11 protein-coding genes are annotated in these 12,872 nt (G+C 71.9%); 6 read left to right on the top strand and 5 right to left on the bottom strand.

Going from position 1 to position 12,872, the window contains the following annotated elements:
* The first annotated feature begins 624 nt into the window (after positions 1-624).
* Positions 625-765, top strand: coding sequence for a hypothetical protein (locus AC5WRT_RS13710; protein WP_496095316.1), 141 nt, complete (start codon positions 625-627; stop codon positions 763-765).
* A gap of 65 nt (positions 766-830) precedes the next feature.
* Here AC5WRT_RS13710 and AC5WRT_RS13715 read toward each other — a convergent pair whose 3' ends face one another.
* Positions 831-2,429, bottom strand: a complete 1,599-nt coding sequence (locus AC5WRT_RS13715; protein WP_496095315.1) for a purple acid phosphatase family protein — start codon at positions 2,427-2,429, stop codon at positions 831-833.
* A gap of 456 nt (positions 2,430-2,885) precedes the next feature.
* A complete protein-coding gene (locus AC5WRT_RS13720; RefSeq protein WP_496095314.1) occupies positions 2,886-3,848 on the bottom strand; it encodes an SDR family NAD(P)-dependent oxidoreductase in 963 nt (320 codons plus the stop codon).
* 160 nt (positions 3,849-4,008) lie between these two features.
* Here AC5WRT_RS13720 and AC5WRT_RS13725 point away from each other — a divergent pair, with 160 nt between their 5' ends.
* Complete coding sequence (locus AC5WRT_RS13725; RefSeq protein WP_496100247.1) at positions 4,009-4,923, top strand: RNA repair domain-containing protein; 915 nt, start codon at positions 4,009-4,011, stop codon at positions 4,921-4,923.
* 53 nt (positions 4,924-4,976) lie between these two features.
* Here the strand turns inward: AC5WRT_RS13725 and AC5WRT_RS13730 are convergent, their stop codons facing one another.
* Entirely contained in the window at positions 4,977-5,891 is a 915-nt protein-coding gene (locus AC5WRT_RS13730) for a class I fructose-bisphosphate aldolase (protein WP_496095312.1), read from the bottom strand.
* A gap of 270 nt (positions 5,892-6,161) precedes the next feature.
* Positions 6,162-7,190, bottom strand: coding sequence for a 6-phosphofructokinase (locus AC5WRT_RS13735; protein ID WP_496095311.1), 1,029 nt, complete (start codon positions 7,188-7,190; stop codon positions 6,162-6,164).
* A 719-nt stretch (positions 7,191-7,909) separates the two neighbouring features.
* Between AC5WRT_RS13735 and AC5WRT_RS13740 the strand changes: the two genes are divergently transcribed.
* Together AC5WRT_RS13740 and AC5WRT_RS13745 are read left to right on the top strand one after the other, a co-directional pair.
* A complete protein-coding gene (locus tag AC5WRT_RS13740) occupies positions 7,910-8,563 on the top strand; it encodes a lysophospholipid acyltransferase family protein (protein WP_496095322.1) in 654 nt (217 codons plus the stop codon).
* A 502-nt stretch (positions 8,564-9,065) separates the two neighbouring features.
* On the top strand, positions 9,066-9,425 hold the full coding sequence (locus tag AC5WRT_RS13745; RefSeq protein WP_496095310.1) for a hypothetical protein: 360 nt from the start codon (positions 9,066-9,068) through the stop codon (positions 9,423-9,425).
* Here the strand turns inward: AC5WRT_RS13745 and AC5WRT_RS13750 are convergent.
* On the bottom strand, positions 9,398-10,498 hold the full coding sequence (locus tag AC5WRT_RS13750) for a baeRF2 domain-containing protein (RefSeq protein ID WP_496100248.1): 1,101 nt from the start codon (positions 10,496-10,498) through the stop codon (positions 9,398-9,400). The genes AC5WRT_RS13745 and AC5WRT_RS13750 overlap by 28 nt on opposite strands.
* Before the next feature lie 282 nt (positions 10,499-10,780).
* On the opposite strand from AC5WRT_RS13750, the gene AC5WRT_RS13755 reads away from it, so the two are divergent.
* Positions 10,781-11,008 carry a DUF1918 domain-containing protein gene (locus AC5WRT_RS13755; protein ID WP_496095308.1) on the top strand — a complete coding sequence of 76 codons (228 nt, stop codon included), beginning with the start codon at positions 10,781-10,783 and terminating at the stop codon, positions 11,006-11,008.
* A 455-nt stretch (positions 11,009-11,463) separates the two neighbouring features.
* Complete coding sequence (locus AC5WRT_RS13760) at positions 11,464-12,798, top strand: phosphoribosyltransferase family protein (protein ID WP_496095307.1); 1,335 nt, start codon at positions 11,464-11,466, stop codon at positions 12,796-12,798.
* Positions 12,799-12,872 lie beyond the last annotated feature (74 nt).

Raw genomic sequence — 12,872 nt, forward strand, 5'->3', positions numbered from 1 at the left:
GAGCACGCCGCCGCCCACCACGACGGCACCGGCCACGCCGAGCCCGTCCGCCGGGACGTGCCGCCCGAAGAAGCGTTGCCCGAACCCGACCCCGACCGACACGTCGGGCACCACCACGGGCGGCCTCACCGGCGGCGCGGGCGACGGAGGTCTGCTCGGCGGCACGACCGGCGGCGGCCCCACCGACTCCCCCTCCCCCACCCCCACAGCCAGCTACACCGGCCGGGGCCGGCATCCGTAGGACGGTGCGGCGGGGACCTTCCCCGACACGACCGGCGCCGCGGGGCGGCGCCGGTCCGTTCGGGCGGCCGGTCGCCGGCCCGCCCGCGCACCCCGCCTGCCGCGCGCATCCGACGAAGTGCCCGAGGTGCGCCGGCGGTGACTGATCGGGCCGGGCCCAGCCCCAGTACGCTGACCGGGATCGGCGCCACCGGTGCTCTTGAAGGACCTGCCGGGCCGAGGTGCTCGTCCTGGGCGCCCCGGTGCGGGTTCCGCCACCGGGTCGGTTGCGGTGCGCGAACGCCCGGTCGGGACGGTCGCGGCGGCCTGCCGCTCGACACCCGCGGACGGCCCACCTCGACGCGCGACAGGCCCGCGACGGGATTCGTCACACCGCTGCGCACCATGCGCCACGTCACCAGCGACAAGTACGGCCCCCGCCGTGCCGGCGGCACGACCACACGCCACGGCCGGCAGCAGCGGTCCGGCGCGAGACTCGCCGACGCGGTCCTCATGGGCGCTCGGCACTGCGAGCCGGCCGAGTGATCGGCCTGCGCCCGCCCCGCCCGGGGTCCTCACCGGCAGGCGGGGAGGACGGCGGGCCGGGCGGGTCAGCCGTCGGTGCGGCGACGCCGCAACGTGAAGGACTCGAACGGCTTCAGCTCGCCCTGGGGGCCGATCACGTCGTAGTAGGTGACGGTGATCGTGGTCAGGTCGCCGGGGTGCTTGCCCGGGTCCACGTCGAAGGAGGCGAACCCGTAGGCGTTCGCGGCATCACGGACCGCTGACCACGGGGCGTCCTCGTGGGTGTAGACGGCGGGGCGCTTGCCGGTCGTGGGGTCGGGCTCGCCGACCGAGGTGATGACGCGGCAGGCCGGCGGATCGAAGAACAACTTGTTCGAGGGCACGGAGGTGCCGCCTCCGCCGATCACCATGTGCACGGTGCCCTTGGCGGTGTCGATGACGTCCGTGCGGGTGGAGACCGGGATCGGGGTCAGTGTGCCGTTCTGCTGCCGGCCGCGGACCGGGTGGGAACGTTCGTAATGGTGCTCGTGGCCGCAGACCACGAGGTCCACGCCGTATCGGTCGAACAGCGGCAGCCACTCCTGCCGGATCGCCAGGTCGGCGCCGTTGAACTGGTCGGCGGTGCTGATGGCGACCTGGTGCATGCACACCACGACCCAGTCGATGCTCCGGTCGGCGCGGGCGCTGCGCAACTCCTTCTCCAGCCACGCCTTCTGCGCGCCCTTGGAGTAGCCGCGCACGTAACTGCTGCCGCCGTCCTGGAGACATACGTCGTCGTTGGCCAGGAAGACGACCCTGACCGAGCCGGCCGTCATCGAGTACCACAGACCGCGGGTGACCTCCGTCTGGCCGGGCTGCCGGGGGGTCGCGAAATAGGTCTGGAACGCCTCGTAACCGATGGGACCGTTGCCGAGCTCGTTCTCGTGGTTCCCGGGTGCCGGCATCCAGGGCCGGTGCCGGGCACTACGGGTGTTGTTGTCCCAGAAGTCGGACCAGGTGCGCACCCGGTCCGTCGCCAGGTTGGCGTAGCACAGGTCACCGTTGAAGAGGTGGAACAGAGGCCGGACGCGCTCGACACCGGTCGGCAGGCTGCCCGCCGCAGGGCTTCCCAGATTGTCGTTGACGTAGGTGCCGCCTGACAGCTTGCCCAGGGTGGGGGTGCCCTGGTCGCCGAAACTGGTGAACCGGAGCGCCGCACGGCCCTTGGGAGCCGTGGTGAACGAACCGAACTCCGGCTGCGCCCCGGCGTGCACCGCGAAGTAGACGTGCCCCGAACCCGCGCGCAGGCCGGTCAGCCGCGCGTGGTGGGCGTGGACGACCTGGCCCGACTTGGCGTCGGTGTAGCTCATGGTCTCGGCGGGGTACGTGCCCGAGAACCGACCGTTGCCGTCGCCGAGCAGGACTCGCGCCTTCTGCACCGGCTGGAGCGTGTGCCACGAGACGACCACCTCGCTGGAGGCGTCCGAACCGAACTGCAGGTGCAGGCCGTTGACCGCGGGGGTGGTCACCGGGTCGTCGGCCGCCTCCTCCGCCGTGACGGCTTCCGGCGCATCAGGGGCCGGTGCGGCGGCGGCCGTACCCGCCAGCACCGGGCTCGTCGCCAGAGCCGCGCCGACTGCGCCCACGGCCGAGAACAACCCGCGGCGGGACAGGAACTGTGCGAACAGTCTCTCGTCAGAATGCATGCCGGTACGCTGGCGCCGCGACGAAGCCCCCATGCGGTCTTTGGGCGAATCACAGGTGAACCGTGGGCTCACGCCTGGTGCGCGAGCCCACGTTCCGGGCAGTTCCAGTGCCCCGGCAGGCGACGTTCGCCCGTCAAGGAGCGGCGTCCGGTGCGTGCTGCCGGCGTGCCGGCCGGAAACCCTCGTACCGGACGCATTGGGGCTTTCGGTCGGTGCGGCGAGGGTGTGTGCCGGGCGTCGCGACGGGGCGAGCGTCGCCTGTGGGGGCACTAGGGCGTGTTTCGAAAGGAGCGTCGTCCGCCCGGAGGGCGGGGTCCGCGGCGTCTGGTGCGGTGCATCGCAAGGCGGAGGGTCGTCCTCGTACCGGGCGTACGTGGACGATCCCGACAACGCGGCGAGGTGCCGTGCCAGGCGTAGCGGACCAGACGGGACTTTCGAAACACGCCCTAGGGGGGCCTAGGCGGCGAACGCGTTGACGCCCGTCAGCTCCGCCGACAGCTCCCACAGCCGGGCCGCCTGCTCCGGGTCGATCGCCCAGTCCTTCACACCGAGCCGCTCGTCGCCCTCGGGCGCGGGCTCGGCGATGTCGCAGTCCTCCAGGTAGACGCCACCGATCCCGTCCAGCTGCGGCGAGGTGGCCGCCCACACCTGGGTGGCCGCGCCCTGCGCCGGGGTCTTGAAGCCCTCCGGGTTCAGCACGTTTCCGTCCTCGTCGATCCAGCCTCGCTCGATCATCTCCTCCTTGGGCAGATGCCGTTGGAGCGGGGTGACGATGCCGCCGGGGTGCAGGGCGAAGGCACGGACGCCGGCCTCGCGGCCGAGCTTGTCGAGCTGGACGGCGAACAGGACGTTGGCGGTCTTGGCCTGGCCGTATGCCCCCCACTTGTCATAGCCCCGGCGCCAGTGGACGTCGTCCCAGCGGATGCCGGAGTAGTGGTGGCCGCGGGAGGAGACGGAGACCACCCGGGCACCGCCCGGTGCGATCGCGGGCCACAGGCGGTTGACGAGGGCGAAGTGGCCGAGGTGGTTGGTGGCGAACTGGGCCTCCCAGCCCGGCCCCACCCGTGTCTCCGGGCACGCCATGATCCCGGCGCTGTCGATCACCATGTCGACGGTCCGCCCGGAGGCCAGGAACCGCTCGGAGAACGCGCGCACACTCTCCAGGTCGCCGAGGTCCAGCTCGTCCAGTTCGACTCCGGCGACACCGGTCAGCGCCTGCTCGGCCGTGGCCCGGCGGCGGGCGGGCACGACGACGCGGGCTCCGGCCCTGGCGAGCGCCCGGGTGGTCTCCAGGCCGATCCCCGAGTAACCACCGGTGACGAGGGCGAGCCTTCCCGTCAGGTCGATGCCGTGCAGAACGTCGTCGGCGGTGCTGGTGGCACCGAAACCGGATCCGATCTTGTGCTGTGCAGTGCTCATACCCGGAACGCTACGAATTCGAGTGCGCTCGAAGTCAAATGAGGCCGTGGGCCGACACGGGCGAGTCAGGGGACTCGCCCCCCTGCCGGACGACCGTGGGTGTGCCATGGATGATGCCGCACCCTGGAGGAGGAGGCATGACGACGGGAGAGGGGGCGTGATGCGAACCAGCGACGAGATCTACCACCGGGTCCGCTGGGACCCGCGGTTCGACCCGGCCCGGTTCGTGCTGGGGATCAGCCGGCGCGGGGGTGGCTTCACACGCGTCACGCTGTCTTCCTTCGTGCCCGGGGGCGACATCCCGTGGCACCGGGTGGTGTTCATCGAGGCGGACGGCGAGGTGGTCTGGGACCGGGCCACGGGTGTGGACCGCATCGACGCGTCAGGTGTCGGCCGGGTGCGGGATCCGCGAGACGACCTGAGCTCCGGCACGAACCCCGGGACGGCCGGGCCCGCCGGTGGCCTCGACGTGCCGCCGACGGCCCGCACGGCGGTGGCCTGGATCCCGCCTGCGGAGCTGTGGCCGCCGATCCAGGACATCCGCCGGGACTACGATCCGCAGATCCACCGCTGGCCGCCGCACGTCAATGTGCTCTTCGGCTTCGTACCGGAGTCCGACTTCGAGCGGGCCGCCCCGCTGCTCGCCGCGGCGACGGGCGGTGCACCGGTCTTCACCGCCCGGCTGGAGGGGGTGCACACCTTCCGGCACAGGGCGTACTGCACCGTGTGGCTCGACCCGGCGGCGGCCGGCAAGGCGCCGTGGGCAGACCTGCACCGCGGACTGCAGCAGCGGTTTCCGCACTGTCATGGGGCCGCCGGGAGCTTCACCCCGCATCTGTCCCTCGGCCGGACCCGGGACCCGAAGCGAGTCGGCGCCGACTGCGCCGCGCGGCTCGAGCCCATGACGGCTACGGTCTGGGAACTCGTCCTCCTCTCTCGCAGGGGCGACGGGCCGATGCGGCCACGGGCGACGGTCGCCCTGCGGACGGGCGAGTTCCGCCGGCTGCCCGAACCCGGCCCGGAAACGCCGGGCCCGGAGGACACGGCATGGCTCTCCACGATCACCGGCAGATGAGGGCACAGGGATCACCACGGCGTTGCACGGCGCTTCCTGCCCCTGCCTGCGGCTCACGTACCGGATGCGCCCGCCTGGGGGTACTTCGCGAGTATCTCCTGGAGCCGGGCCACGAACCGGAGCGATTCATCGTGCTCACGCTGCCAGACGTTCCGGCCGAAGATCAGTCCGGTGGCGCCCGCCTCCATCGACTGGCGCGTCTTCTCCAGCATGGCCTCGTCGCCCGCCTTCTCCCCGCCGGAGACAAGCACCAGGGTGCGATTGGCCGACCGCACCACCGCATCGATGGCCTGCTGGGGGGAGAAATCGTGTTGGTAGGCATCCTTGACCCCGGACACCTTCTCGGGGTGGGGGAAGTTCACCTTGACCATGTCGGCCCCGAGTTCGCTCGCCGTGCGCGCGGCGTAGTCGACGGCGTAGAAGGAATCCCTGCCGCCCTTCGCCTCGATCGCGGCACCGCGCGGATAGGCCCACACGATCAACGGCATGCCGAACCGCTGAGCGTCCTCCCGGACCTGCCGAAGCTGCCGGAAGTCCGTTTCCTGGGCGGGGCTGCCGACGTACAGCGTGTAGCCCACGGCATCGGCTCCGAGGCGGACCGCGTCGGCGACCGACGCGTGCAGCGGGGAAAGAGCCTCCGCGTCGGAGGGTATGTCCGTCTTCCCGTTCAGCTTCAGGACCAGGGGAACCTCGCCTGCGTAGTCCCAGTAGAACTTCTCGGCGAGTCCGATCTGGATGGCGATCCCGTTGAACCCGCCCTCCAGCGCGAGCCGGACGATGTATGCCGGGTCGCTCACGACGGGGTTGTCGAAGAAGTCCCGCGGGCCGTGTTCCAGTCCATGGTCGTAGGGCAGGAAGATCGCCGTACCGTTGCGCAGGCCGTGCTGGTGGAGGATCCGGTTGAGCCGGGTCTTCTTCCCCGGGCCGAGCCCTGCGCCGTTGATTCCTTTACCTGGTTGCCGCTTCATGTCACAAGAGTGGCATTCATGGTGAAATGTCCGGCAGGGCCGTTCGGCCCGTGTGCGGGACCTCGGGGACTCGGTCGGTGCGCGGCCGCCGCCGGACCGGGCCGCGGGTGACCGGTGCCCAGCGGTCCGGGACCGCGCGTTCGGCGCCGCTCGGCCGCGCGGCGCGCGACTGCCTGCCGTGCAGCTCGGACGCCGTCCGGCCACACCTCGTGCACGGCGGCGCGGGACGACGACGGTCATCGTGCCGCATGACGCCGCCACGAAGCGGCCTCACGTACCGAAGAAAACGTCGAACTCCGTGTACAGCTCCTGGGGGACCCGCTTGGTCGCCTTCGTCGCGTCGGCAAGCGGGATGCGGGTGATGTTTGTGCCGGACAGAGCCGTCATCGTGCCGAAGTCGCCGTCCCTGACCGCGTCCACCGCGTGCAGGCCGAAGCGTGTCGCGAGCCACCGGTCGTACGCGCTCGGCGTGCCACCCCGCTGGATGTGCCCGAGAACCGTCGTGCGGGCCTCCTTCCCCGTGCGGTGCTCGATCTGCCGGGCCAGCCAGTCACCGATCCCGGACAGGCGCACATGCCCGAACTCGTCGCGCGACTCGTCCTTGACCACCATCTGTCCGGCCTTGGGAACCGCTCCCTCCGCCACGACGACGATCGGCGCGTAGTTGATCTCGAAGCGCTTCTCCACCCACGCGCACACCTGGTCGAGGTCGAACTCCACTTCCGGGATGAGGATGGCATTCGCGCCCCCGGCGACGCCGGCATGCAGGGCGATCCACCCGGAGTGGCGTCCCATCACCTCGACGACGAGTGTGCGTTTGTGGGACTCCGCCGTGGTGTGCAGGCGGTCGATGGCCTCGGTCGCGATGCTGACAGCGGTGTCGAAGCCGAAGGTGTAATCGGTGCCGCCCACGTCGTTGTCGATGGTCTTGGGCACGCCGACCAGGCTGACCCCCGCGTCGGACAGTGCGGTCGCGACACCGAGGGTGTCCTCGCCGCCGATCACGACCAGGGCATCGATCTTGTGCGTGCTGAGCGTGTTCTTGATGCGGTCGATGCCGTCCTCGAGCCGGAGAGGGTTGGTGCGAGTGGAGCCGAGAATCGTGCCGCCGAGCGGAAGGATTCCACGCACGGCCGGGACGTCCAGGGGCATGGTCACGTCCTCGACCACTCCGGCCCACCCGTCGACGATTCCCACGAACTTCCAGGAGTACGCCTGCGCGCCCTTGCGTACGACACTGCGGATCACCGCGTTGAGACCGGGGCAGTCGCCGCCCCCGGTCAGCACTCCCACCCGCATGATCGTTCTCCCTTGCCCTCGCGCACCGTGATCACGCATGCTCTGTCTCCAGCTTGAACCCACCGGGGGCGGAACGCACGGTGTGCCCCCGGCGTGGGCTCCCGACGACGGGGAGCCCCTTCGGCAGGCCTGCCTGCGGGTCGGCCGGGGCCCGGGCAGAGCGGTCGCACCCGGTCGGGACACCGGTGCGCACACGACCTCCACCTTCCTGCCCGCGGCCACCCGACAGGAGCCGTCCATGCCCGGCATGGACACGAGCGGCAAGGACGCGTCCCCGCCGCCGGCCCGGCGGCACCACGACCCGACGCTGCGCCCGGCCCCCGGCGGCACCGAACACCACGTGACGCTGCACGTCGAGCAGACCACCGTCGAGGTCTCTCCGGGGGTACGGCGACGGGTCCGAGCCGTCGCTCCGCGGTGGCCGCCCGATCGTCTCAGCCGGTCGCCCGCGGGCCCCGACCCGCCCGCCCCGGGCCCCCCACCCGTCAGGCCGGCGAACGTGACCTGCCTCCGGTGCTCCCGGCGGGGCTGAAGAAGCACATGACAGCCACGCGGAGGGCGCGCCGTCGAACCATGTCCCTGGGGCGGGCGGCGACCGGCCGGGCCGGCCCGGCCCGGCCCACGGGAGCGGCCCGCGCAGCATAAGGTCATCAAGGAGTGCTCGCCGCTGCGCCGACGGCACGGGTCACACCGGTTGTCCCCACCACCCGGGGGTGCTTTTGCTCAGTCGACTCGCCGAGGTCGTCGTGCCCGTCCTCGGCCGCCTGGACGTCACGACGGATGTGGCTCCGGAAGCCGTCGCGGGCAGCATCGTCATCGCCAACCACACCTCTCTCAGCGACCCTGCGGTCGTCCTCGCCGCGCTGCGCCGGCTGGGCACCGAGCCGATCGTGCTGGCAGCGGCGGGGCTGTGGCGCGTCCCTCTGCTCGGCCGTGTCCTCACCCGGGAGGGGCACATCCCGGTTCACCGGCACGACCCACGAGCCGCCCAGGCACTGCGACAGGCCCAGGCCGCACTGGCCGCGGGCCGGACCGTCCTGCTCTACCCGGAAGGCGGTCTCCCGCACCGCGAGGGTGTCGGCGAGGCTCCGCCCCGGCCGTTCCACCCCGGGCTCGTCCACCTCGCGCACGCCACCGGTGCCCAGATCGTGCCCCTGGGGCAGGCCGGCGCCCGCGCACTGGCGTCCGGCAGGCCCTGCGAACAGGTGGCCAGGCTGCTCACCGCTCCCCTGCGCCGCCCACGGCTCCACGTGCACGTCGGCCCGCCCCTGCGCCTGCGCAGCGACCAGACCCGGGCCGAGGCTCTCGTCATGACGCACGGCGCGCTGACCCGGGCCTGGCGCACCGCCGCCGGCCACTCGGCGCAGCGTTGATCGGCGCCGCGCAGCGGTCCTTGGACGAAGGCCTCAGCGAGGTCCGCTCGGTCACCGTCTGTGACCGCGACCGCCGCCCCTCCCCCGGCGGGCGTGTGTGCCGGGGGGGCCGGTCGGCCCCCCGGACGGGACAGATGGCACGCGCCCTGCTGCGGGCCGGACGGTCACCATGAAAGCCAGAGCCTCAAGGAGGTGGGTGCCGTGGCGAATCTCGGAGTCGCAATCGTCCGGCAGTACCAGCGGGGTGTCGGGTTGCGCTTCGGAAGACTGCGCAATGTCCGCAACCCGGGGATACGTCTCATGATCCCCCTGGTGGACCGCCCGGTTCCTCGAGAGCGCAAGGGCCCCGACCCGGTTCGTGGGAGACGAAGCCGGACGCAGCGCCGCGTCCCCACCGGAACTGAGAGCACTCAGGGAACCGACGGGAAGCGATGGCTCCGTCCCGGTCTGAGAGCCGGGCGGGTACCAGGAAGCGGATTCACGAAGGAAGGCTGAAGGCGCCATGGTCCAGACATCGTGGACGACGACAGGCGTGTTCACGGGGAAGGGGGGTGTTCGTACCGACGAGGCCGGGATCGTCACGGGGGAGCTGACCGTGCACACCATCTGGGACGGCCGGCAGGCCACGGTGAAGGTCCAGTACACCGGCACCTCCCAGTGGTTCACCCTCACCGGCAGTCCGGTGCCGTGCCCTTCCCGGCAGGACAGCCGAAACCTGCACCAGGCAGTGGTGGAAGCCGTGCGGGCCGGTGACGGCACGAACATTTCGCAGCACGACAGACTGCGGGAAGGCACCGGCCAGAGCCGGCGTGCTGCCGCTTCCCGGAAGGCTGGTCACTCGCGGGACATCGGGTCGGCATAGCGCAGCAGGGCGCCCACGCCCTCGCTCAGCCAGAGCTCCTGCTCGGCCACCACCAGTTCCGCCCCCGTGCCGACGAGGGCGCGAGCAAGAGCCGTGCCGGCCCGTTCCTCGCTGGTCTCCCGTATGCCGTAGGAGCGCAGTTCCTGTTCGGAGAGGGCGAGTTGACCGGGTTCCGGGCCGATCCACAGGCGGAACGGCGACTCGGGGTGGTCGTTGAGGAAAAGAGCTTTGACCTTGCCGCGTTGCAGCGCCGACACGGCGGGCGCAAGGCCTTCCGCGAACGCCCCGCCGCGGGCGCGCTCGGCAAGGAAGGCGTCGAGCAGTGCCCGGTCGTGCGCGGCCATGCGCCCCGTGAAGAGGCTTTCGAGCCGCTGTTCCAGCAGTGCCCGCCCGGGCTCGGACTCGCCGGCGCCCTCCACGGTGGTGACCTGCCCGCGCAGTGACGCCGGCAGCCGGTGGACGAGGATGCCCCGGGCCCAGACGTCTCCGGCGACGACCACGGTCTCGACGTCGATGCGCCGTGCGTGACCTTCCAGCTCCCGGCCGACCTCTCCGGCGGCGCGGGGCCAGTCGGCCACCGGGATCTCCTCGTCCAGCCGGTGGCCCGGCGTGACCCTGGTCAGCGGCCATGTGCCTGCCTCGGCCTCGATCCGCACGCTGCCGGTGGCGTCCGTCGAGTGACGGCCGCCGTAATGCACGTGCACCGCCAGGTACGGGATACCGGGCGCGTGCTGGACGATGAGCGGCAGGGTGTCCGGCAGCGTGCCGAAGTGCGCGGTGTTTCGTGCGGGCGGTGCGGGCAGCTCGTCCAGCAGGGCCAGGTGTCCGTGGGCGGTGAACACGGCCTGACCATGGGTGCCGGGAACCTCCGTGTCGCTGCCCACGGTGCCCGCCAGCACGGCGATGGAGTCCCGGTCGGCTCCCTCGCCCATCAGTGCGTCCCGTAGATGCCGCCAGCGCAGTCGTACGGCGGAATCGGGGTCCTCGACGGCGGCGTCACGGGAGGTGTCCAGGTAGACGGACGCGAAAGGACCGGACTGCCTGTAGAGAGGCTCCAGGAAGGAAAGTTTCATGGTCGCTCCCGAGTGGGCTGTCGACGCCACGTGCCACCGCGTCCGGGATGCCGCCGTATCAGGCCACGTTCGGGTTGGCGTGCCGCGGCTTCTCCCCTCCAGGATGCGCCTGCCGAACGAGCCGCGCCCGCTTGCCGCAAGAGCCCCGGGACGTCCGGCGCCGGCCTGGTCACGGACCCGACAGCCCTCATCGGTGCCCGAAAGGCCCTACCGCTCGAGCCACCTTTCGGAGCCACCCTGTACGAAGGCAGGAAACGAAGACAGGGAACGAGGTGAGCCAGGATGAAGGCGCATGAAGGTGACGTGCTGCGGTTCACCGGCAGAACCGTGGGATCCGCCGAGCACCATGCCACCGTCGTGCAAGTGCTGGGCGAGAACGGAGAACCGCCCTACCGCGTGCGCTACGAGGACGGGCACGAGACAGAGATCTTTCCCGGCCCGGGATGCGTGATCGAGACGCATCCGGCACACGCTGCCTCGTTCGGGCAGCCGCACCGGGAGAGGCGGTGAGCGGCCTCGCCGGAGGCGGGAACCCCTCCGCGCCGCCCGGCTGCGGAGCAAGGCTGCCGCGGCGTCGGGCCATGCGGGGCGCGACCGCAGCCGGGACGGAGCGCGGCAGGAACCGGGAGTGGTTGCTGCTGCCCACGACCGGCTGGAGGCACGTCGACACCATACGGGTGCGCCGTCTGTTCGGCTGAGGGACGCGGCCCGGCTCCCTGCCGCGTCGGCTCCGCCACGGCAGCCCGACGGCGTCGCTGCGGCGGGGCGGTGGTCCGCGGCACCGGCCACCGCGTTGCGTCCGATGGCCATCTGACGCCCTGCATGGTCATGAGGGCGCTGGTGACGGCTTGTCGTCCTCGCAGGACGACAGCATGCGAAGAGGGCTCCGACGGAGTGAGATGGAGGCACAGCGGGACGCATGCACGTCGCCGCGCGCCGCCGCGTTTCGGCAAGGAGATCGGATCATGTACTTCGTGGATCGCCGGGATGCCGGACGACAGTTGGCAGTCCGGCTCAAGGATCTCAAGGGTTCCGACGTCGTGGTGCTGGGGCTGCCCCGCGGAGGGGTGCCGGTCGCCGCAGAGGTCGCCTCGGCCCTCGGCGCACCGCTGGACGTCTGCCTCGTACGCAAACTCGGCGTGCCGTTCCAGCCGGAGCTGGGCATGGGGGCCATCGGCGAAGGCGGGGTCCGCGTGGTCAACGACGAGGTGGTGCGCGCCGCCCGGGTCCCCCTGGACGAGCTGGCCGAGGTCGAGGCACACGAGCGGCAGGTGCTGGAGAGCCGTGCCCGGCGCTACCGGGGTCAGCGGGAACCGCTCGGGCTCGAAGGGCGCACGGCGCTGGTGGTCGACGACGGGGTGGCCACGGGTTCGACGGCACGAGCGGCCTGCCGGATCGCCCGCGCTCGCGGGGCCGCGCGGGTCGTGCTCGCGGTACCCGTGGCACCGCACGACTGGACCGCCCGCCTGGGTGCGGACGCCGACGAAACGGTGTGCCTGCACACGCCGTGGCACTTCTACGCCATCGGGCAGTTCTACGCCGATTTCTCCCAGACCGACGACGACGAGGTCGTCGCCTGCCTGGAGGAGGCCCGCGCCCGCCCCGTGAGCACCCGCCGGACTCCCCCCGGTCCCACCGTGCCCGGGGACCGGGAAGCCGACGTACGAGCGGGTGAGCTGGTACTGCGGGGCCGGCTCACGGTCCCTGAGGCCGCGCCCGGGATCGTGGTGTTCGCGCACGGCAGCGGCAGCAGCCGCCACAGCCCGCGCAACCGGTTCGTCGCGGCCGGCCTGAACCGGGCCGGCCTGGGCACCCTGCTGTTCGACCTCCTCACCGAGGCGGAGGAGACCGACCGGGCCAACGTCTTCGACACGGACCTGCTCGCCCGCCGGCTCACGGACGCCACCGGCTGGCTGCGCGAGCAGCCCGAGGCCCGGGAGCCGGCCATCGGATACTTCGGCGCGAGCACCGGCGCGGCCGCCGCGCTCTGGGCCGCCGCCGAGCCCGGCGCCCGCATCGCCGCGGTCGTCTCCCGCGGCGGCAGGCCCGATCTCGCCGGACCGCGGCTGCCGGAGGTGACAGCTCCCACGCTGCTGATCGTCGGAGGCCACGACCGACTGGTGCTCGGTCTCAACCGCGAAGCACAGGCCCGGCTGCGCTGTGAGAACGAACTCGCGGTCGTCCCCGGCGCCACCCACCTCTTCGAGGAGCCCGGTGCTCTGGAGAAGGTCAGCGACCTGGCCTGCGACTGGTTCACCGACCACATGGCCCCCGCTGCTCACCCGGCGGGCCGGTGGTGACCGGATTCCACACGGAAGGAGCACAGTGGCAGAGGGGCACGAAACGGCGTCCGCCCGACGTGTGCACGCAGGAA

The organism is Streptomyces sp. NTD91 (assembly GCF_059510455.1).